Origin of the sequence: Pseudoalteromonas sp. XMcav1-K (genome assembly GCF_044005875.1) — a bacterium.
Lineage (GTDB): Bacteria > Pseudomonadota > Gammaproteobacteria > Enterobacterales > Alteromonadaceae > Pseudoalteromonas > Pseudoalteromonas spongiae.
Window position 1 is genome coordinate 75394 of record NZ_JBIPJE010000047.1, and the last position, 19926, is coordinate 95319.

Sequence of the window (19926 nt, forward strand, 5' to 3'; positions counted from 1 at the left end):
CTATCTCGGGATCACCAACTTAGTGCGAAAACTATCGCCTTGAACAAAATGAGTCAATTTTGCCCGTTTACCAAAATACATTTGCAGCCGCTCTTTAATATTCTCTACCGCAATACCATTGCTAGGCCTCGATTTAGATGCTTCAGGCAAGTACGGATTATCGACAATGAGCGACACTGAACTGTTACTTACTAATAATTGCACTGAAATATGCGATGAACTCACACTTGGCTCAACGCCATGGCAAATCGCATTTTCTAAAAGAGGCTGAATAGTCAACGCAGGTATTTTAAGTTCAGGTAAGTGCTCTGGAATTTGCCAATCAACGGTTAATCTATCACCAAAGCGCCAAGACTCAACTAGCATATATTGTTGGGCTAATAATACGTCTTTTTCAAGTAAAATCGCTTCATCGCAATGCATTGCAGCACGGGATAAGTCTGCCAGCGCTAAAATTGTTTTTTCAGCATCTTGTGCATCGTGATACACCAATTCAGCTGCCATATTAAGACTGTTAAACAAAAAGTGTGGTCTGATCCGAGCTTGTAACGAACTTAACTGCGCCTTAGTGGCGACTTGTTCTGAATGGCTGCGCTCTGCATGCATAATGCTAAATTGCGCGTAAAGCATTGCGATTATAAACGCGATAAGCAAATTTCGTGTTAAAAATTCGAGCAGCGAAATGTCATCTAAAATCTCAAACGAATAAACAAAGTAGCTGGTTGCAACTGTAAAACCGCATATAAGTAGGACTAGTACAATAAGTTGCTGCTGATAACTTGCTTTTTGCAACTGACTTTTAAGCAAATAAATTGACGTTAAACTGGTGAGTGAAACAAAATGAATAAACAGACTAACGGGTGCGAGGGCAATCCAAGGGTCGCGGTGAATAAGAGGTGAGAAGGTTAAAATAACGGCCAACAGTTGGCCGACAATAATTACTGCTAACAGTGCGCGGTCATTAAGTAAGCTTGCTAATAAATCGCCTTTAATTTGATTCATCGAAATCATTAGCAAGCCTTGTCGTTATCTCAATTCAGCAGGTACCGCAAAGATGATATTTTCTTCTTCACCTGGGTTTTCAATTGCTTCTGTGCCACCCCATGCTTTAAGTTGGTCTACCACTTGTTGCACCAAGACTTCTGGTGCAGATGCTCCTGCTGTTACACCGACACTCGTTACACCTTCAAACCAGACTTGTTCCATTACGCTTGCATCATCAATTAAGTGTGCAGGTGTTCCTACTTTTGCACTTAACTCACGTAAACGATTTGAGTTAGAACTGTTTTTAGCGCCAACCACTAATACTAAATCACTCTTATCGGCTAAATCACGCACCGCATCTTGGCGATTTTGTGTTGCATAGCAAATATCGTCTTTACGCGGACCATGAATGTTTGGGAATTTTACTCGCAGCGCATCAATCACATCAGCAGTATCATCCACCGACAGTGTTGTTTGGCTACAGTAGAACAAGTTATCCGCATCTTTCACTGAAAGTGTTGCTACATCTTCTGGTGTTTCCACCAAGTAAATGCCGCCGTCATCATTGTCGTACTGACCCATAGTACCTTCCACCTCTGGGTGACCATGGTGACCAATTAACACACATTCTGTGCCTTTGCGGCTAGCGCGTGTTACTTCCATATGCACTTTTGTGACAAGTGGACAGGTTGCATCAAACACTTTAAGCTCGCGACGTTTAGCCTCTTTGCGTACCGCTTGCGATACGCCGTGAGCGCTAAAAATAACAATGTTATCGTCAGGTACCTGGTGCAATTCTTCAACAAAAATTGCACCGCGATCCTTAAGACGATTAACCACATATTTGTTATGCACAACTTCGTGACGCACGTAAATAGGCGGCTTAAATAAGTCTAAAGCACGTTCAACAATGCTAATCGCTCTATCAACCCCTGCGCAAAAGCCACGAGGGTTTGCTAACAAAATTTTCATTAATTTCGCACTTCTAAAATTTCAACTTCAAACTCAACCTGTTGTCCCGCTAATGGATGATTAAAATCAACCGTTACAGAGTCACCCGCCACTTCGCGAATTAAACCAGGAAGGTCGGTGCCATCAGGTTGTGTAAACGCGATAATTGCGCCTACTTCAGCCGGTGTATCTGAACCAAATTTACTGCGGTCAACATAGTAAACATTATCAGGATTAGGCATACCAAATGCATCTTCTGGCGCCAGCGTAAAGCTTTTTTCATCGCCTGCGCATAAGCCTAGCAAACACTTTTCAAAATTTGCAGTTAAGCTACCATCACCCATCACTAATTTAGCTGGTTTGTTATGAACTTTCGTTGAATCGGCAGCTGAGCCATCTTCTAATTTGATTGAAAAGTGAAAAATTACTTCTGAGTTTTCACCAATCTTTAAATCTGTCATTTATCGCTCTCTTTTTGCTCAAAAAACGCATCAAGTAACAGCAACGCTGCGCCAATGCTGATTGCAACATCAGCAATATTAAACACAGGGAAATCATATTGCTGGTAATATACATGTAGAAAGTCTATTACGTATCCATGTACTAAGCGATCAATCAAATTACCAATTGCACCTGCTAACACTAATGCGTACGCACTGCATAGTAATTTGTTAGTTGCTGGTAATTTTTTTAGCCAATAAATCAGCAGTACACTGATCGTCACTGCGATTATACTAAAAAAGTATTTTTGCCAGCCACCCGCTTCGCTTAAAAAGCTAAATGCAGCACCATAGTTGTGCACATAAGTGAAATTAAATACTGGCAGAATATCAATTGTTTGGTAGAGAGACATTTCTGTGCTCACTATCCATTTAGTAATCTGGTCTAGTGCCAGCAAAGTGATACTGAGCACTAACCAAATTAGGCCACTACGTCCTTTTAACACACAAATCCCCTATGCAAATTGACGAACTTCACCTTCGCCATCTACGTTGGTTACACAGCGGCCACAAATATCTTTGTGTTCTTCGTGAGTGCCTACATCATCGCAGTAATGCCAACAGCGCTCACACTTTTCTGCTGATGTTGCTGCTACCGAAATAAACAAACCGTCAATTTCGCTTGCAACCGCATCTGCTGGACGGTTTTCTTTATTTTCAACAGCAGCTTTTGAAGTAAGCAATACGAAGCGTAACTCATCGCCAAGCGCATTCAATTGCGCTTCAAGCTCAGCTCCCACATACAAGGTAACTTCTGCTTGCAATGTTGCGCCGATTTTCTCTTCTTTACGTGCAGCTTCAAGTACTTTGTTTACCTCGGCGCGCACTTCTAAGAGTTGCTGCCAGAAAGCATTATCTAGCTTAGCTGAATCTGCTTTCACCAGACCTTGGTACCATTCGCCTGTAAATACAAACTCATCACGCTTACCTGGTAGTACTTGCCAGATTTCTTGCGCTGTGAAGCTCATGATCGGTGCCATCCAGCGCGTCATTGCTTCAGCAATATGGTAAAGCGCAGTTTGACATGAACGACGTGCAACACTGTCAGCTTTTGCTGTGTACTGACGGTCTTTAATGACATCTAAGTAGAATGAACCAAGTTCAACGGTACAGAAGTTCATTAGCTTTTGTGTTACTACCAGCATTTGATATTCATCGTATGCTGCAACTAGCTCGTCTTGTAATACAGCGGCACGGTCTAAGATCCAACGATCAAGAGCAACCATTTCATCTGCTGCAACCATATCTGTTTCTGGATTAAAACCATTTAGATTCGCTAACAAGTAACGTGCAGTATTACGGATACGGCGGTAACGATCTGCTGAACGTTTGAAGATTTCGTCTGAAACTGTCATCTCTGCTGTGTAATCAGTAGACGCAACCCATAAACGTAGGATATCTGCACCCATTTTGTTCATGATATCTTGCGGCGAAATTACGTTACCCAATGACTTCGACATCTTGCGACCATTTTGGTCAACTGTAAAACCATGTGTAAGCACTTGCTTATATGGTGCGTGACCATTAATCGCAACTGATGTCATCATTGACGACATAAACCAACCACGGTGTTGGTCAGAACCTTCAAGATATAAATCAGCAGGACCTGTTAGTTCTTCACGAGCATCGACAACACATGCGTGTGTTACACCTGAATCAAACCAAACATCTAACGTGTCTTGTACTTTTACGTATTGCTCTGCGTCTTCAGCACTTAATAGCTCAGTTACTTCTAAGTCATACCAAGCTTGAATACCCTTTTCTTCCACCTTTGCAGCAACTTGCTCGATAAGCTCGGCAGTATTCGGGTGTAGGCTACCAGTATCTTTATCAACAAATAGTGCAATTGGCACACCCCACGTACGCTGACGTGAAATACACCAATCTGGGCGGCCTTCAACCATGTTCGCAATGCGGCTTTCGCCCCACTCTGGTAGCCACTGAGTCTTTTTGATTTCGTTTAATGAATCTTGACGTAAATTAGCCTGATCCATACTAACGAACCACTGCGGCGTTGCACGGAAAATAATTGGCGTTTTATGACGCCAGCAATGCGGGTAACTGTGATTAAGTGCATGATGATGCATTAATGCGCCTTTCTCAGTTAATACGTCAATTACGCTCGCATTCGCTTTAAATACATGTTGGCCTGCAAATAGTTCAGTATCAGGTAAATACACACCATTTGCACCCACAGGGTTAGCTACTTCTAAGTTATATTGCTGACCCACCACAAAGTCTTCTTGACCGTGGCCAGGTGCTGTGTGAACCGCGCCCGTACCAGAATCAGTAGTTACGTGCTCGCCTAAAATCACAGGAACCGTAAAATCGTAGAATGGGTGATTTGTTTGCAATAATTCAAGGTCTGAACCTTGACAATAACCAAGTGCATGGAACTTATCCACGCCGTAACGATCCATTGCATCTTTAACAAGATCAGATGCTAATACTAAACGCTGTTTACCTTGTTCAGTTTCAATTTGCACTAAGCTGTACTCAAGACCTTCATGCACTGCAACTGCACGGTTAGCAGGCAGTGTCCAAGGTGTAGTAGTCCAAATAACAATGCTAATATCGCCTTCACCTTCATGACCATCAGCTAAATTAAATTTAGAGATAAGTGCTGCTTCATCAACAAAAGTAAACTTAACGTCAATTGCAGGTGATTGCTTATCTTGGTATTCAACTTCTGCTTCAGCAAGTGCCGAACCACAATCAGTACACCAATGAACTGGCTTAGACCCTTTATGAAGGTGACCGTTTTTAATAATACGGCCTAATACGCGAATCGCGTTTGCTTCAAAGTCGAAGTTCATTGTTAAATAAGGCTTGTCCCAATCACCGAATACGCCAAGGCGTTTAAAGTCTGCCTTTTGCCCTTCAACTTGCTTTTTAGCGTAGTCGCGGCACTTTTCGCGGAATTCGGCAACAGACACTTTTTTACCTGGCTTGCCTACTTTCTTTTCTACTTGTAGCTCAATTGGTAAACCGTGGCAGTCCCAACCTGGAACATACGGTGCATCAAAGCCTGAAAGCGTCTTAGACTTAATAATAATGTCTTTAAGAATTTTATTTACAGAGTGACCTAGGTGAATATTGCCATTCGCATACGGAGGGCCGTCGTGCAAAATGAAAGATTTCTTGCCTTTCTTAGCGGTGCGAATTTGACCATATAAGTCTTTTTCGTACCAAGATTTAAGCATTTGTGGTTCGCGTTTTGCTAAGTTACCACGCATTGGAAACTCAGTTTCCGGCAAATTTAAGGTATGTTTGTAGTCGCTCATTTAATTCTACTTTCCGTATCGGCTACTAAATTAAATCAAAATAGGCTTTTGCATCGTCAACATCACGCGAAATTTGCGCTGTTAACTGGGCAAAGCTATCAAACTTTATTTCATCTCGAAGTTTATGCACAGGTGCAACTTCGATAATCTGACCATAAAGGTCACAATTAAAATCAAAAAGGTGCGCTTCTAAAAGGGTGCGCTTGCCATTAAATGTTGGCTTAGTGCCAATATTAGCAACCCCGTAATAAATCTTACTTGCTACTGTGACTTGTACACAGTACACACCACTTAACGGACTAACTTGTCGTTTAAGCGGAATATTTGCCGTCGGAAAGCCTAGTTCTCGACCCTTCTTCCAGCCATGTACCACTTTACCTATAACACTGTAAGTTCGGCCTAGCATTTCGTTTGCCAAGTGAATATCACCTTGGCTCAATGCTAAGCGAATTGCAGTGCTACTCACGCGACAATCTTTTTGTCGCAAGCTTGCGGTACTTTTTACGTTAAAGCCATGCGATGCACCGCTTATTTGTAACATTTGATAATTGCCACTGCGGCCTTTACCAAATCGAAAATCATCGCCCACAGTTAACGCTGCTACGCCAAGTTTTTCAACCAGTACGTGCTCAACAAACTCGTCAGCAAATTGATTCGCAAATTTCTCATTAAATTTTATGCAAATAACACGTTCCACCCCTAATTGAGACAATAACGCTAGTTTGTCTCGTAAACGTGTTAAACGTGCTGGTGCATCACTTTTTCTAAAATACTCTTGTGGCTGAGGTTCAAATATCATTACCGTACTGGGCAATTGATATTGTTTTGCATCTTGAATCAGCCCTTTGATAACCGCTTGGTGACCTAAATGCACACCATCGAAATTACCAATGGTTAATACACAGCCTTTATGTTTTGGCCTTATATTGTGTATACCGCGGATTAACTCCATTACGTACTAGCAAACCTCAAAAAAAGTGAATTAAAATTTAAGCGCCCGATTATAGACTTTTTTTACTCGATTATCAGTTAATATTTTTTATTTGTCTGAATCGCACACCCATGAGCACAAGCAATAAAAAATAAACAACTACTGCGACCACGATAAATCCACTTAACAAAGCTACTTGTTGCATAAAACCTTGCTGCTGCCATGGGAAATAGTGCTGTAATTGAGAAACAGCTAAAAACATTAAAATACTGGCTATTAAACACTTAACGAAGAACCATACAGTGGTTTTCGACACCCCATAAACGCCCTGCTTGTGCAAAAAGTAATAGAGTAAAATTGCATTACAGGTAGCAGAAAGCGATGTTGCCAGCGCCAAACCTAAATAGCCAAACATTGGGGCTAGTATTAAATTAAACACCATATTTAATACCATTGCAGCTACGCCAATTTTGGCTGGTGTTTTAGTATTTTGTTTCGCGTAAAAAGCGGGGGCCAACACCTTAATCAACATAAAACTTAACAGGCCAAACGCATACGCGGTAACACCCATTGCCACCTTTTCAATATGATTGCCGCTGGCCATAAATTCCCCGTGACCAAACAATACATTAATAATCAAAGGCGCTAACACTATTAAACCGAAACAGGCAGGAATACCAAGCCAAACAACAAAACGTACGCCCCAGTCGACTGTGGCTTGAAACTGTTTAGGATCATCATTGACATGTAGCTTAGACAAGGTAGGCAAAATAACTGTCGCAATACCAATACCAAATAAGCCAAGTGGAAATTCAATTAAACGGTCAGAATAATAAAGCCAAGCAACTGAGCCGGTAACTAAGAACGATGCAATCACTGTATCTAACAACAAGTTGATTTGGCTTACCGAAACACCAAACATTGCAGGTAACATTAACGTACGCACTTTCTTTACGTTTTTATCGCGCCACGCAAATGTTGGTTTTACCAGCACATTATTTTTTCGTAAAAATGGCAGTTGAAACAAAAGCTGTACTAGGCCACCGATAAACACACCAAGTGCCATAGCAAATGCACCAAACTCAAATTTATCGTGAAAGTAATATGCGCAACCAATAATAGAGATATTTAATAAAACAGGCGTAAAAGCGGCAGCCGAAAACTGGTTGTAGACATTGAGTACTGCGCCAGATAACGCCACAAGACTAACAAAAAACAAATAAGGAAAGGTTAATTTAAGCATTTGACTGAATAGTTCATACTTAAACCCTTCGGCACCGCCAGTAACATATTCGTTGTACCAACCCGGTGCAAATATCGCGGCAACTACACCTGAGCCTAACACCCCGAGCATTGTGACAATTAATAACACCGTACCGAGTGTGCCTGCTGCTTGGGCTACAAATACGCGTACCCCATTGTCGCCGCCTTTTTCTTTTACTTCAGTTAATACGGGTACAAAGGCTTGTGCAAATGCTCCTTCGGCAAAGAGGCGACGTAAAAAGTTGGGGATTTTATTAGCAAATAAAAAAATATCAGCAGCAGCACCTGCGCCAAGTAAATGAGCCGTAACCGCATCGCGAACCAATCCTAAAATACGGGAAATAAAGGTCATTAAACTCACAACCATGCCCGAACGAAATAGGCCTTTTGCCACTGCTCCCCCTACGCTTTAATAACCGACAATAAAATTAAGTTGCTCAGTATGCCACAAACTTCTTATGTGGTGACACACGCGTATGCAGTTTATAACGATAAATTATCGTGTGAAGTACTAGTATTGCTAAGTGCTTATTTGATATACTCCCGCCACTTGTTCGGTTGAGGCAAGCCAGTACAGCAATTAAGCTAAACTAAAGTACAAAAGTCATTGACTTTTGCTCTTAATGTTGGCATATTCCTCGGCCTTTAAATTAAGCTTATTTTAAGATTGTTAGGAGCAAACCTTGGCTAACATCAAGTCTGCAAAAAAACGTGCTATTACGAGCGAAAAGCGTCGTCAGCACAACGCAAGCCGTCGTTCAATGATGCGTACTTTCTTCAAGAAAGTAGTTGCTGAAATCGAAGCGGGTAACAAAGAAGGCGCACAAGCAGCTTTCGAAAAAGTAGTTCCAGTTTTAGACCGTTACGCAACTAAAGGTCTAATTCACAAGAACAAAGCAGCTCGTCACAAGAGCCGTCTTGCTGCAAAAATTAAAGCACTTTAATTAGTACTTTATTTTGCAAATAAAAAAACCGGTTAACACCGGTTTTTTTATGTCTAAAATTTGTATCGCAACTAGATTGCCAACTCAGGCAGTAGCTTCTTCAAAATACCTGCTATCTTTTTTGGTGAAAATGGCTTTACCACAAACCCTTTTGCACCACGTTCAATCGCGTCCTTAACGTTTTCAACCGTCGAGTGCGCCGAAACCATAACCACATTTGCCTCAGGTGAAATCTCGTTAATTGATTTGATCAGCTCTTTACCGTCGCCATCTGGCAATTCAATATCTAAAAAAATCACGTCGTACTGATGGTTTTTAATCTGTTCCAAACACGCTTGTGCAGTTGATGCTTCGTCTATGTTTGCTAAACCAAAATGAATCAAAGTTTGGTGAAGAAAGTTTCTCACTGTCCCTACATCATCTACTATTAAAATAGCGTGCTCACCACTCATAAATCGTCCCGTATTTATTAATGAATTATAATGTTAAACTTATATACTTATAATTCAGATCACAAATTAATGACACTATTGTCAAACGAAATTATACATATGTCTATTAAAATTAAGCGCCAGTCGCTGATGGGCGACTCAGCCAGCAAAAAAAAAGTTAAACAAAGAGCCACAAAAAAACAACCAGCTCAAAGCCCTTCGCAGGCTGAAATTCAAGCCGCACAAAAAAAAGTAGCAGCTAAGGTAGAAGCTAAGCCAAAAAAAGGCTTATGGTTAAGTTTAGCCTTTATTGCCCTAGCCGTTTTAATTATTCCCAAACCACAATTAATCTCGTACCAAAAGCTTAATGTAGTGGGTACGAGTATCTATTGGCCTGGCTTTTTGGGTCTACCAGCAACCATTTTTGATTCCGACCTCACCCTTGCAGGCGAAATCGAGCAAGGAAAGATCTTTTTATGCGATAACATTAATCAAAATGTAGGTTGTCATAAGTATCAAGTAGTTAAGCAGGAAGGTTTTATTTCTGTGATCTTGAGCTTTTTTTCAGATTAGTTTTTTTTATTCTAAAATTGTAGATTTTCTCGTTTGAACAAAAACTAGAATGCTCCGATAATTCGCGCCACTTAGTATTATCGGAGGCACCAAAGTGGAAAACTTAATTTTTTTATCAACAAACCTAACAATTGTCGCTTTATGTATTGGTGCATTTTTTATTAGTAATACTAAGGTTATCAAGCTATTTGCCGCAATTTCATTAGTTGCACTTTTTGTTATGCAAAGTATGAATACTGCGCCACAACAGCATTTGTCAAATATCACGCTTATTCTGATTAATGCGTTTTATCTATTTAAAGTTTATACCCAGTATCAACTAGAACAGAATTAAGCATAACGATACAATAGTGACATGATTTCGTAACCATTTGGGGCCATATCATGTCACATTCCGATTCTGACCTTTTTTTACAGCAAATGGCTGATGTAACGCCACTCAAACAAGACGCGGTTTCAACCCCAACCTCTAACGCCAAGAACGCGCTAAGTAATTTCTACAAGCAACAAAGCTCAAAGCAAATAAGCTTACTAAATGATGCATTGAGTAGTGCAACTGTTGAATACGTTGAACCCGACGATTACATTAGCTACAAATCTTCAGGCCTTCAGGCTGGCGTATTTAAAAACTTGCGACTTGCCAAATATGATATCGATGGCAAAATTGAGCTGCAGGGCCACTCCATCAAAGAAGCACAGGATAAGTTAATACAAGAGTTGTCTGATTGTCATCGCCGCAACATACGTGTTGTGCTTATTAAACACGGTGTTGGCAAAGAAAATAGCGAACAACCAGCTAAATTAAAAAGTCATGTAAATGCGTGGCTTGTGCATTTCCCGTTTGTACTTGGCTTTCATAGCGCGCAAACCCATCATGGTGGCTATGGCGCAGTTTACGTATTGTTGAGTAAAAACGAACAAGCAAAACTTGCAAACAAAGAAATTCACGCAAAAAAATAAGGCTCTATTGAGCCTTATTCTGCATTTGTTACTACTGTATTTTGGTTTACGGCTTCATCAGCCTGAGTGAACCAAGCACTCACTCCTAAAAAAGCAACCAATAAAGCGACTGAGCTTAATTTGATCCCTTTTGCCATTGCGCGGTGCATAACTCCCCCAATAATTTTGTTTTTTTATTATTGTTCTAGTACATAAACTGTACTGGAGAATCATTCTAAACAATTTACAAATTTTAACAACCCATTAAAACGCTGGTTTTACAACCAGTAGTTTAATAACCTAAGTCACAGTCTACGGTGTTCACAAGCGCTTGGCCCGCTTTTAATCTCAAATAGTTATCACACAACTGACGTGTCACTGTATCAACATTGCTAAGCGCCGAGCAATGAGGGGTAATAGTTATGGCGCTATGCTGCCAAAATGCATGTGTTTGCGGCAAAGGTTCAATACTAAACACATCCAAAATTGCATGCGCTACCTGACCTGAATCGAGATTCGCTAATAGGCTTTGCTCATCGATTATTTCGCCACGTGCAACATTAATAATCACCACACCTTTTTTGGTTTTTGACAAAAACGCATGATCAATCATATTGTGGGTATGTTTAGTTGATGGCAATAAGCACACAATATAGTCGGCATCACTTACCGCTCGTGCTAAATCATCTTGCGCATAACTAGTAATGCCCTCTAGTGATTTAGCGGTGCGTGACCAAACACTGACATCAAAGCCATTTAGTTGCAGTAAATTTGCGCTGGCAGTACCTAGCTGCCCTGCGCCTAGAACTGTTACTTTGTTGCCCACTCTTACGCGTTTTGGCTTCCACAGTTTTTCTTGTTGCTGCTTAACGTATAATTCAACTCGATGTTGATACGCTAAAATATGCGTGAGTACGTAACGGCTCATATCACTCGCTAAGTTATCATCAACAATACGGGTAATTGGCACATTGGGTAAACCATCGTATTGCAATAAACTGTCTACGCCAGCACCAAACGACGCAATCGCCTTACAATTAACAAACGGTGCTAACGATCCTTTCGGTGGTTGCCATGCAACAATGTATTCAACCGCGAGTGCATCACTCACTTCTGGCCACACCTGAATTTTAACGTCAGGCAATATACTTTGAAATTTTTCGATGAGTTTATCGAGCTTGCGGTTGGGGATTACTAATAAAATACTCATAAACGAACTCTAGGCTGTCAAAAACTTAATCTAAATCAAATTCTAATGTGGATAGACCGTATTTGACTATCAAAACTTGATCTAGAACAGCTTTTAATTTTTCTAGCTACCGATAATAGCCACATCAAAACAAAAGATGATTCGGGAGATTATCGATGAAAAAATTACTAACTACAGCATTACTAACTTCAGGTTTAATCGCAGCACCAGCAATGGCAAAACTAAGCGTTAACGTAGGTGCAATCAACGTAAACCCTGACAGCGGTACAAGCTACTTAAATGAAATCCCAACAGCGGGCGTTTCAGTAGACAGCAACACCCAGCTAGGTATTACATTTGACTATGCAATTAACGATAACTGGGTAGTAGAGTTAGTAGCAGCAACACCATTTAGCCACGATATTTCTGGTGAAGGTAAAATTGGTGATTTAGCTATCGGCGGCGCAAGCATTGGTTCAACTAAACACTTACCACCATCACTGTTTGCACAATACCACTTCGGTAGCGCTGGTGACAAATTCCGTGCATTCGTAGGTGCTGGTGTTAACTACACAATCTTCTTTGACAGCGAAGCGGGTGCAGACCTAAAAGCAGTATTAGGTACTGATGATGTTAAACTTGAGCTATCAAACTCATTTGGTTTAGCAGGTCAAGTAGGTGCAAACTACATGATCAATGAAAAGTGGGGTATTCACGCAATGGCTTCTTACATCGACATCGATACAGATGCTGAAGTATTTGCAGGTGGCAACAAGGTATTAACGTCAGACGTTGCAATCGACCCATTTGTATTTATGTTAGGTGCTAAATACAAGTTCTAATTAGAAATTAAACCATAAAAAAATCCGGCAATTGCCGGATTTTTTATATCTTTTAAAAGCTGCTAAAATGCAGCTTTTAACGAAAAAAGACTTATAGGTCGCCTTCGTTTTCAGAAAGGAATGCAGCAACGCCAGCTGGACTTGCGTCCATACCTTTTTTACCTTCTTCCCAACCAGCAGGACATACTTCACCGTGCTCTGAGTGGAATGCTAGTGCGTCAACCATGCGAAGCATTTCGTCGATGTTACGACCTAGTGGTAAGTCGTTAACTACTTGGTGACGTACGTTACCTTCTTCATCGATAAGGAAAGAACCACGGAAAGCAACGCCAGCTTCTGGGTGCTCAACGTCGTATGCTTGACAGATTTCGTGTTTAACGTCAGCAACTAGTGCGTATTTAACTGGACCAATACCGCCTTCGTTAACTGGCGTGTTACGCCATGCGTTGTGTGAGAATTGTGAATCGATAGAAACACCGATTACTTCTACGCCACGCTTTTGGAATTCTTCAAAACGCTTGTCGAAAGCGATTAGCTCTGAAGGACATACGAATGTAAAGTCTAATGGGTAAAAGAAAACAACTGCTTTTTTACCTTTGATTGCTTCGTGTAAGTTGTAGCTATCTACGATTTCGCCGTTACCTAGAACTGCTGCAGCTGTAAAGTCTGGTGCCTTGCGGCCTACTAATACGCCCATTATTTTCTCCAATTATTTATAATGAAATATCCAGTTTTGATGATTAATCATCATCTCTGGCAATAAATATAATGCCAAAATAAAAAAAACCAAGAGGGCTTGGCTTTTATTTTTATACTGCAGAAAGTTTAACGAATCGATGTAGTTAAAGATAATCAATTAAAACGATAAGGCCGTTCGATAAAAACGATTATGATAGAAATCACACAATTGTGCGTTCTAGCTTATCAATCATTGTTGTTTTTGCACGACACTTTTCTTACGGTAGGTAAGAGGTTTCACCTACCTTGCTATTTCAGCAATAAAAACAAAAAAGCCAGCAATTGTGCTGGCTTTCGTTGGGTAAGCGCGCAGTTAATTACGCATCTTGCTCCATAATATCTTCAGGCATAGTTTCTCTAATTTCTTGCCATAATGCGCCTGACTCTAGACCATATTTACGCACTAAGAAAATAGACTCATCAAACTTGTCTTGCTCTGCTAGTGCTTTTAATTCTGCAAAAAACTTAAGTGCTAACTTTCGCGTACGCTCATCGGCAAAGTAATGACGCGCAATGCGTGCGTAAAAACCTTTGAAACCATTTAACGTTAATACGTAAATTGGGTTACCACAGGCAAATGCAAGTTCGTGATGCATGCGGTAGTCGTAATCTGCAAACGCTTCAGCTGTGTCGGCTAAATCATCAGCACGAGACAAGGTTTCGATTACTTTATCAGGATTTGTTTTAATCGCTGAACGCGTATAAATAGCACTGATATTGGTACGCGCTGAAAGCAACTGGTCAATTAGTTCGGGTACTTTAGTTGAGTCTAATTTAGCGAGCGTTTCTAGAATATTAAGACCCGACGTTTCCCAATAATTATTAACACGCGTTGGCTTACCGTGTTGAATAGTCAACCAGCCGTCGCGCGCCAAACGCTGTAGCACTTCACGTAAAGTTGTACGTGTTACACCTATAAGCTCTGAAAGCTCACGCTCTGCTGGTAAAATTGAACCTGGCGCAAATTCGCCGTTCCAAATCGATTCAACTATGTATTCCTCAGCAAATCCCGCAGGGCTTTTGGCTTTAAAAATTCTCATGAAGTGTCCAGTCGTTCTTGTAATGCTTTTTTAATCAAACTGATTGTACCAGATGCGATTGTTTGCACAAGCAAATAAATGCATAAGATAAAATAGTCTGTAAACTGTTTTTACCAAAGCTCTGTTAATGTTTGTAACGCATTTCACAATACAAAAATCACGCAAACCTTGGTATTTACGCCGTTTTACAAAATTCCATCGAAAATTCGTGCGAAGCAGTGACGTTTTTTTTATAGTGTGCCCCATTATCAACGAATTTTAGTATCGCCTATGTTTTCAAAACTTGCTCACTTGCCGGAACAACGCTTACCTTGGCTTCTATTAGCGGGCATCGCTCTTGTCCTAGAAGGTGCTGCACTTTTCTTCCAATACGCAATGGATTTAGGGCCATGCGTAATGTGCATTTATCAACGTACTGCGATGCTGGGGCTATTGTTTGCAGGTATTGCAGGTGCGATTAAACCGCAAAATGTCTTTGCTCGTGTTATCGGATTTACGCTTTGGGCTATTTCAGCACTTTGGGGTTACTTAATTGCTGCCGAACATATCGCTATGCAAAATAATACCGACCCTTTTGCTTTTGCAGGTTGTGCATTTGAGCCGAACTTCCCTGAGTTTTTACCGCTGCACCAGTGGATGCCATGGTTTTTTGAAGTAACCGGTGATTGCGGAAATATCAGCTGGCAATTTCTTGGCTTGAGTATGCCAGGTTGGATGCAAGTGATCTTTGCTATTGCCAGTGCGGTATTGTTTGTTGTGTTAATTACGCGTTTGGTTTTCGCTAAAAAGATTTAATATGTATTTCTCAACAAAAAACATTCCTGAATTAGATGGTTTATCAGTTCGACAACGACAAGAAGTTATTCACTTAGCCGTGGCGAACTTGCCGGCCAGCAAAAAAATTACACTCAATGTAGTAAAAATAGCGTGTTTAACACCCATATTTTTGCTGTTAGCAAATATTGAATCTTGGTGGTTGCTTTTATACTTACTAATAGTGGGTTTGTGCTATCCACTTATAACTACACCACTCACACTAATGTTTATTAAACCGCTGCTTAAAGAGGCGCGAGCTGAGTTCGAAAACAATAATAAATAAAGGGGCAAACGCCCCTTTTTAATTAAAACGTTACTCTACCTTTCAGTTTGGCGATTGACCTTTCACCAAATCCCTTAATTTCATTCAATTCCTCAAGGGATTTTATTTTTCCATTCTGCTCACGATAGTTAATAATTCTAAGCGCTCGCGATTCGCCAATACCGGGCAAGGTAGCTAACTGCTCTGCATTCGCCGTATTTACATTGACGAGCTCTAACTTAACAACCTCTTCAACGTTGCTCTTTGTCGGTTTTGTCGCTTGTGACTCTGCGTTCACAGAAAAAGTGATTGAAGTAATACCTAATAATAATGCGCCAAGTACTGGCAGTGAAAGTAATTTCATTACGCGCTCCTTTGCGTTGAGGTTCAAACCATTTGAACGAATTGTGAGTATATAAAGCATTTGCCTTACACTTTTAGGTATAGGTTAAAAATTCTTGTTGTCAAAACCCTTCCGCCTAAAGCGATGAGTGATATAATTTTGGAAGAATTAAGAAGGGTACATTATGATCTCTAAAAACCAGCTAAAACAATTACGTGCGTTATCTCAAAAAAAGCAGCGCAAGTTACAAAATTTATTTTTAGTGCAAGGTGAAAAAAACGTACTCGAATTACTCGACAGCAATTTAGTCATTGAACAACTTTTTGCTACCCAAATTTTTTGCGAAAAGCACGCATCACAATTAACTGGCATTAACATTATCACTTGCGATGAAGAGGAACTTGCTAAGGCAAGTACACTAGTTAGTAATAATGCTGCCATTGCGATTGTTGAAACGCCGAAACAAAGTGAGCCAAATAGCCAAGGTATTTCCATTGTACTTGATGGTGTTGCCGATCCAGGTAATTTAGGCACCATTATTCGCGTGGCCGACTGGTATGGCATTAATGAACTGATTTTAAGCCCCGACTGTGCAGATCCGTATAATCCAAAAGTGATCAGCGCAACGATGGGAAGCTTTACCCGCGTCAATATTATTCAAACTGAATTAACTGACTACTTTAGTAAGCAAACTCGACCTGTCTATGGCGCCTACTTAGGCGGCGAAAACATTCACGCAACCCAGTTTGAAAGCGACTTAATTTTAGTGATGGGCAGCGAATCACACGGTATTCGCGAGCATATTGCCAGTGCGATTAGCAAAAAAATAACCATTCCTGCGTTTGGTCAGGCTGAATCACTTAATGTTGCTATGGCAAGCGGCATTATTCTCGATAATATAAAACGCTGCCAAGGATAAACCATGAAGCTCAATTGCGATTTAGGTGAAAGTTTTGGTCAATATACATTAGGTTGTGATGAGCAAGCCATGGCAGTAATTGATATGGCAAACATTGCTTGTGGCTTTCACGCCAGTGATCCAAATGTAATGGCGCATACACTGAGTCTAGCGAAAATGCATAATGTTGAGATTGGTGCACACCCAAGTTACCCAGACAGGCAAGGTTTCGGCAGGCGCACCATGCAACTATCAACTACCGAGCTGACCAATTTGTTGCACTTTCAAATCGCAACGCTTGAAGGCATGGCAAAAGTACAAGGCCTTAGCCTTAGCTATGTAAAGCCGCACGGCGCACTTTATAACGATATGATGGCAAACTCTGAATTGCTTACCACCATTGCACAGGCAATCGCAAGTTACCCCTGTGAGCTAAAGTTAATGGTGCTAAGTAGAGTTGATAACAGCCAAGCAATTCAAATCACACAGAAAGCCGGCATTGAATTACTGTTTGAAGTCTTCGCTGATAGGCAATACAACCCAGATGGCTCGTTGGTATCACGCAATCTTGCAGGTGCTGTGCACAATGAAACCAAGTTACTTGAGCAAGTGAGTGAGTTAAAGCAATTTGGTACGATCACCACCCGTGATGGCAGTAAGTTAACACTACAATGCGACTCGCTATGTGTACACGGTGATAATCCTAGTGCGGTTGCTCAAATAGCAAAAATCAAACAGATTATTGGTAGCAATGAGTAACCCTAGCTACCGCATTTTTGATGCCAGTGAACATGCGGTTTTAGTTTATTTTAGTGACACTATTTCAAGTGAGCAAACGCAAAAGCTCGCGGCCTTTTCACACGCTTTAAAAGCGTCACTGGGTGAATTAATTGTTGATGTGACCATTTCCTACACCAGTGCATTAGTTACTTATCAAAGCCTTAGTATTGATCACTTCTCAATAAAGCAAAAAATTAAAACCATACTTACCCAGCCAAACGATATTGCATTTTCAGTAAAGCAAATCGAGTTACCCGCCTATTACCATAGCGAAGTTGGCGCTGATCTAAACACCATGGCAAAAGCAAAAAATCTGACTCTATGCGATATTATCAAATTCCACAGCGAGCAAATTTACAGTGTATTTGCCATTGGTTTTGCTCCTGGTTTTGCGTTTTTAGGTGAAGTAAACCCAATACTTGCCACTCCTCGCCTTGCGACTCCTCGTAAAAAAGTAGCCAAGGGTTCAATCGCCATCGCAGATAGGCAAACTGCGGTTTATCCAGCCGCTTCTCCAGGGGGGTGGAACCTTATTGGCAACTGCCCTGTTTCACTATTTGATGCTGCAAATACCCCACCTTTGCCTTTTAATATTGGTGATAACGTAAAGTTTATGCCGATTGAGCGAAACGAATTTATTCGCTTAGGAGGTCACATTGACTAGCGTACTCAAAGTGATAAATCCTGGGCTCTATTGCTGCGTGCAAGATTTGGGGCGGTTCGGGCAAAACCATTTAGGCCTTACCACCGGTGGTTGTCACGATGCTTACGCCTTTAAAATTGCTAATGCCCTTGTCGGCAACCCAATTAATAGCCCAGCACTTGAGTTAACGCTAGGCGGCTTTCGTGCGGAAGTACTAGCACCAATAACAATTGCACTCACAGGGCTAAATGTCGGGTTTACGATTAACAATAAAAGCCAAGCGCTTTGGCAAAGTATTCAAGTAGCACGTGGCGATGTAATTGAAATTGCAACGCCCCACACTGGCTTGCGGCACACGCTTGCAATCTCAGGGGGTATCAAGGCGCAGTCCCATTTTACAAGTGTTAGTACTGTCATGCGTGAAGGACTTGGCTGCAAAATTGAAGCTAACACACTGATAAAACAGCAAGCACCTCGTTTTACAAAGCAAAAGGTTCTGCCTGCTAATTTAATACCTGATTATTGCCAAAACACACCGCTTAATATGGTGCTTGCACTGCAACATCATGAATTTTCAGCGGCTGATATAAACCGCTTTTTAAGTTCAAGTTATACCGTAACTGGGCAAAGTGACCGCATGGGTTATCGTTTACAAGGCGCAGCGTTAGAAAGCCCAGCCGGTGCACGCTTTTCTGAAGGCATTAACCTAGGTGCCATTCAAGTCCCTGCCGATGGTCAACCCATCGTACTTTTAAATGATCGCCAAACCATTGGCGGCTATCCGAAACTAGGTTCAGTCACTGCATTAGATTGTGCAAGATTGTTACAAAAGCGCGCGGGTGATGAAGTGGCGTTTAATGCAATTAGTATTGAAAAAGCGCAAAACCTTAATCACCTCGCCCAAGTCAAATTACAGCGCGCGCTCGACACCTTAAACTAAAAAAAGCGCCTTACGACGCTTTTTGTGGTTGGGAAATCTGTTTTAAAGTTTATGCTTCTTCAAGTAACTCTTGCGTTGAGTTAATCGCAATTTTACGTGGTTTATGCGCTTCTGGAATTTCACGAAGCAAAGTAATGTTCAATAAACCGTTTTCTAAATTTGCGCCAACAACTTTAACATGATCACCTAACTGGAATTTGTGCTCAAAGTTTCGCTCAGCAATGCCTTGGTGAATAAATTTACGCTCAGCTTGCGACTCTTTTTCTGCTTTCACGCCTGATACTTTTAGCGTGTTTTTCTCTGTTTCAATGGTTAACTCAGATTCTAAAAAGCCTGCAACAGCCATGGTGATTTGATAGTCATTTTCACCTAAAAGCTCAATATTGTAAGGTGGAAAATTTGATTGTTTGGTATTGCGGCTTGCGTTATCCATCATTTGAGCTAAGTGATCAAAACCGATGAAAGAACGATAAAGTGGAGATAGATCTAAATTACGCATAGTATATATCCTCATAAAGCGATAATTGTCTTAAAAACGACTCTCCTAAAGCGGACAAGTCTTAAATAAAGTCAGGAAATTCAAATTGTTACCTGAGTAGAAAACCCTTATGGCGTCTTCATAACTAGATATGTGG

At 40.9% G+C, this 19926-nt stretch carries 25 protein-coding genes; 11 read left to right on the top strand and 14 right to left on the bottom strand.

The features are described 5' to 3' along the window. The 7 genes from ACHSBP_RS16100 to murJ form a co-directional block, all read right to left on the bottom strand. Entirely contained in the window at positions 1–1011 is a 1011-nt protein-coding gene (locus ACHSBP_RS16100; protein WP_395389598.1) for a sensor histidine kinase, read from the bottom strand. Positions 1012–1026: 15 nt separating this feature from the next. Continuing rightward, entirely contained in the window at positions 1027–1956 is a 930-nt protein-coding gene (ispH, locus tag ACHSBP_RS16105; RefSeq protein ID WP_010560651.1) for a 4-hydroxy-3-methylbut-2-enyl diphosphate reductase, read from the bottom strand. Next, positions 1956–2396, bottom strand: a complete 441-nt coding sequence (gene fkpB / locus ACHSBP_RS16110) for an FKBP-type peptidyl-prolyl cis-trans isomerase (RefSeq protein WP_395389600.1) — start codon at positions 2394–2396, stop codon at positions 1956–1958. Before fkpB ends, ispH begins: the two co-directional genes overlap by 1 nt. Then, complete coding sequence (gene lspA / locus ACHSBP_RS16115; protein WP_395389601.1) at positions 2393–2881, bottom strand: signal peptidase II; 489 nt, start codon at positions 2879–2881, stop codon at positions 2393–2395. Before lspA ends, fkpB begins: the two co-directional genes overlap by 4 nt. A 9-nt stretch (positions 2882–2890) precedes the next feature. Then, on the bottom strand, positions 2891–5719 hold the full coding sequence (gene ileS, locus ACHSBP_RS16120) for an isoleucine--tRNA ligase (RefSeq protein WP_395389602.1): 2829 nt from the start codon (positions 5717–5719) through the stop codon (positions 2891–2893). 25 nt (positions 5720–5744) lie between these two features. After that, positions 5745–6671 carry a bifunctional riboflavin kinase/FAD synthetase gene (ribF, locus tag ACHSBP_RS16125; RefSeq protein ID WP_395389603.1) on the bottom strand — a complete coding sequence of 309 codons (927 nt, stop codon included), beginning with the start codon at positions 6669–6671 and terminating at the stop codon, positions 5745–5747. 73 nt (positions 6672–6744) lie between these two features. After that, entirely contained in the window at positions 6745–8307 is a 1563-nt protein-coding gene (gene murJ / locus ACHSBP_RS16130) for a murein biosynthesis integral membrane protein MurJ (protein WP_395389605.1), read from the bottom strand. A gap of 289 nt (positions 8308–8596) precedes the next feature. On the opposite strand from murJ, the gene rpsT reads away from it, so the two are divergent. Then, complete coding sequence (rpsT, locus tag ACHSBP_RS16135) at positions 8597–8857, top strand: 30S ribosomal protein S20 (protein WP_010560657.1); 261 nt, start codon at positions 8597–8599, stop codon at positions 8855–8857. Positions 8858–8928: 71 nt separating this feature from the next. On the opposite strand, the gene ACHSBP_RS16140 is transcribed toward rpsT, so the two are convergent. After that, a complete protein-coding gene (locus tag ACHSBP_RS16140) occupies positions 8929–9309 on the bottom strand; it encodes a response regulator (RefSeq protein ID WP_010560658.1) in 381 nt (126 codons plus the stop codon). 99 nt (positions 9310–9408) lie between these two features. Between ACHSBP_RS16140 and ACHSBP_RS16145 the strand changes: the two genes are divergently transcribed. From ACHSBP_RS16145 to smrA, 3 genes are all read left to right on the top strand, one after another. Beyond that, complete coding sequence (locus ACHSBP_RS16145) at positions 9409–9861, top strand: hypothetical protein (protein WP_395389608.1); 453 nt, start codon at positions 9409–9411, stop codon at positions 9859–9861. A 94-nt stretch (positions 9862–9955) separates the two neighbouring features. Next, positions 9956–10195, top strand: coding sequence for a hypothetical protein (locus ACHSBP_RS16150; protein WP_054978487.1), 240 nt, complete (start codon positions 9956–9958; stop codon positions 10193–10195). A gap of 50 nt (positions 10196–10245) precedes the next feature. After that, positions 10246–10821, top strand: coding sequence for a DNA endonuclease SmrA (gene smrA, locus ACHSBP_RS16155; protein WP_010560661.1), 576 nt, complete (start codon positions 10246–10248; stop codon positions 10819–10821). A 14-nt stretch (positions 10822–10835) separates the two neighbouring features. Here smrA and ACHSBP_RS16160 read toward each other — a convergent pair whose 3' ends face one another. Both ACHSBP_RS16160 and ACHSBP_RS16165 read right to left on the bottom strand, forming a co-directional pair. Further along, entirely contained in the window at positions 10836–10970 is a 135-nt protein-coding gene (locus ACHSBP_RS16160) for a hypothetical protein (protein WP_267890920.1), read from the bottom strand. A 122-nt stretch (positions 10971–11092) separates the two neighbouring features. Beyond that, a complete protein-coding gene (locus ACHSBP_RS16165) occupies positions 11093–12010 on the bottom strand; it encodes a 2-hydroxyacid dehydrogenase (RefSeq protein WP_395389611.1) in 918 nt (305 codons plus the stop codon). Between the two features lie 155 nt (positions 12011–12165). On the opposite strand from ACHSBP_RS16165, the gene ACHSBP_RS16170 reads away from it, so the two are divergent. Next, positions 12166–12831: an OmpW family protein gene (locus ACHSBP_RS16170; RefSeq protein WP_010560663.1), complete on the top strand. Its 666-nt coding sequence runs from the start codon at positions 12166–12168 to the stop codon at positions 12829–12831. Positions 12832–12922: 91 nt separating this feature from the next. Here ACHSBP_RS16170 and ACHSBP_RS16175 read toward each other — a convergent pair whose 3' ends face one another. Then, a complete protein-coding gene (locus ACHSBP_RS16175) occupies positions 12923–13528 on the bottom strand; it encodes a peroxiredoxin C (protein ID WP_010560664.1) in 606 nt (201 codons plus the stop codon). Positions 13529–13886: 358 nt separating this feature from the next. Continuing rightward, entirely contained in the window at positions 13887–14609 is a 723-nt protein-coding gene (gene fadR, locus ACHSBP_RS16180; RefSeq protein WP_010560665.1) for a fatty acid metabolism transcriptional regulator FadR, read from the bottom strand. Positions 14610–14879: 270 nt separating this feature from the next. Between fadR and dsbB the strand changes: the two genes are divergently transcribed. Together dsbB and ACHSBP_RS16190 are read left to right on the top strand one after the other, a co-directional pair. Further along, positions 14880–15404 (top strand): disulfide bond formation protein DsbB, encoded by a 525-nt coding sequence (gene dsbB, locus ACHSBP_RS16185; RefSeq protein ID WP_395389612.1) that lies wholly within the window; start codon positions 14880–14882, stop codon positions 15402–15404. Position 15405: 1 nt separating this feature from the next. Beyond that, complete coding sequence (locus tag ACHSBP_RS16190) at positions 15406–15708, top strand: DUF6170 family protein (RefSeq protein WP_010560667.1); 303 nt, start codon at positions 15406–15408, stop codon at positions 15706–15708. 22 nt (positions 15709–15730) lie between these two features. Here the strand turns inward: ACHSBP_RS16190 and ACHSBP_RS16195 are convergent, their stop codons facing one another. Beyond that, on the bottom strand, positions 15731–16051 hold the full coding sequence (locus ACHSBP_RS16195; protein ID WP_010560668.1) for a ComEA family DNA-binding protein: 321 nt from the start codon (positions 16049–16051) through the stop codon (positions 15731–15733). Positions 16052–16214: 163 nt separating this feature from the next. On the opposite strand from ACHSBP_RS16195, the gene ACHSBP_RS16200 reads away from it, so the two are divergent. The 4 genes from ACHSBP_RS16200 to ACHSBP_RS16215 are packed head-to-tail and all read left to right on the top strand — an operon-like array spanning position 16215 to position 19291. Next, the gene (locus ACHSBP_RS16200; RefSeq protein WP_395389613.1) at positions 16215–16949 is read left to right on the top strand and encodes a TrmH family RNA methyltransferase; all 735 of its coding nucleotides are present in this window, start codon (positions 16215–16217) and stop codon (positions 16947–16949) included. Positions 16950–16952: 3 nt separating this feature from the next. Beyond that, positions 16953–17687 carry a 5-oxoprolinase subunit PxpA gene (locus ACHSBP_RS16205; protein ID WP_395389614.1) on the top strand — a complete coding sequence of 245 codons (735 nt, stop codon included), beginning with the start codon at positions 16953–16955 and terminating at the stop codon, positions 17685–17687. Then, positions 17680–18372, top strand: coding sequence for a 5-oxoprolinase subunit PxpB (pxpB, locus tag ACHSBP_RS16210; protein ID WP_395389615.1), 693 nt, complete (start codon positions 17680–17682; stop codon positions 18370–18372). The genes ACHSBP_RS16205 and pxpB overlap by 8 nt, the downstream gene beginning before the upstream one ends. Continuing rightward, positions 18365–19291, top strand: coding sequence for a biotin-dependent carboxyltransferase family protein (locus ACHSBP_RS16215; protein ID WP_395389616.1), 927 nt, complete (start codon positions 18365–18367; stop codon positions 19289–19291). The genes pxpB and ACHSBP_RS16215 overlap by 8 nt, the downstream gene beginning before the upstream one ends. A gap of 49 nt (positions 19292–19340) precedes the next feature. On the opposite strand, the gene ACHSBP_RS16220 is transcribed toward ACHSBP_RS16215, so the two are convergent. Continuing rightward, positions 19341–19790, bottom strand: coding sequence for an Hsp20 family protein (locus ACHSBP_RS16220; protein ID WP_010560673.1), 450 nt, complete (start codon positions 19788–19790; stop codon positions 19341–19343). Positions 19791–19926: the final 136 nt, after the last annotated feature.